This is a genomic window from Sphingobacterium haloxyli (assembly GCF_002980525.1).
Classification (GTDB): Bacteria; Bacteroidota; Bacteroidia; order Sphingobacteriales; family Sphingobacteriaceae; genus Sphingobacterium; species Sphingobacterium haloxyli.
Genome location: NZ_PVBQ01000045.1, coordinates 1 through 896 on the forward strand (window position 1 = coordinate 1; position 896 = coordinate 896).

1 protein-coding gene is annotated in these 896 nt (G+C 44.5%); it reads right to left on the reverse strand.

The window, feature by feature from the left end; translation table 11 throughout:
- Positions 1-797 (reverse strand): helix-turn-helix domain-containing protein (locus C5745_RS19860; RefSeq protein ID WP_105718752.1); only part of this gene is annotated, 797 nt, incomplete at its 3' end.
- Positions 798-896 lie beyond the last annotated feature (99 nt).

Sequence of the window (896 nt, forward strand, 5' to 3'; positions counted from 1 at the left end):
GGGCTTTTAGCTTTGGTCTTAGTGTGTTCTATATCTTCAATAGCCAGATATAGCTGGAACTCATGATGTTCCCTTGCTCCGCAATATTCCGTCCCTCTATCGGTGAGTATGCGCAACAGGGGTATGCCATAAGCATCATACATGGGAACCACGCGGTCGTTTAACATGTCGGCCGCTACCAATGCTATCTTCCGATCGTACAGTTTTGCGGTTGCCATTTTCGAATAGGTGTCGATGAAGGTCTGCTGATATATCTTGCCAACGCCCTTGATATAACCGACATAATAGGTATCCTGGGCTCCTAAATAACCTGGGTGGTGCGTTTCGATCTCCCCATGGGCAGTCTTTTCCTCCTTGGCTTTTTCCAAAGCTACCACCTGGCTTTCCGTTAGGATCAGCCCTTCCTGTGCAACCTTTGCTTCCAACGCTTTAAGACGTTTCTGGAATGTCTCCAAATCATGACGCAGCCAGACGCATCTTACCCCACAGGGAGAAATGAACATACCTTCTTTCTTCAGCTCATTCGATGCCCGTGTCTGACCAAAAGCGGGTTGTTCTATAGCAAATTTCACTACACGCTCTTCGATATGCTGTTCGATTCGGTTCTTTACGTTTGGCTTTCTTCTGCTCAATTCCCGGAGGCCTTCTTCACCGCCGGCTTCAAATAGGTCTTTGTAACGATAGAAAGTATCCCGGCTGTAACCAAGATATTTACATGCCCGAGATACATTCCCTAATTCTTCTGCTAATCCTAGCAATCCTAATCTACTTTTGATTAATTTTGTCTCTACATTCATGTCTGACATTGTTAAGGGGTTAAACTTCAATTTGTTATTCGCATTACAAATCTAGTTTGTTTGCCCTTTAACTGTCAGATGAAATCGAAACTAATGCAG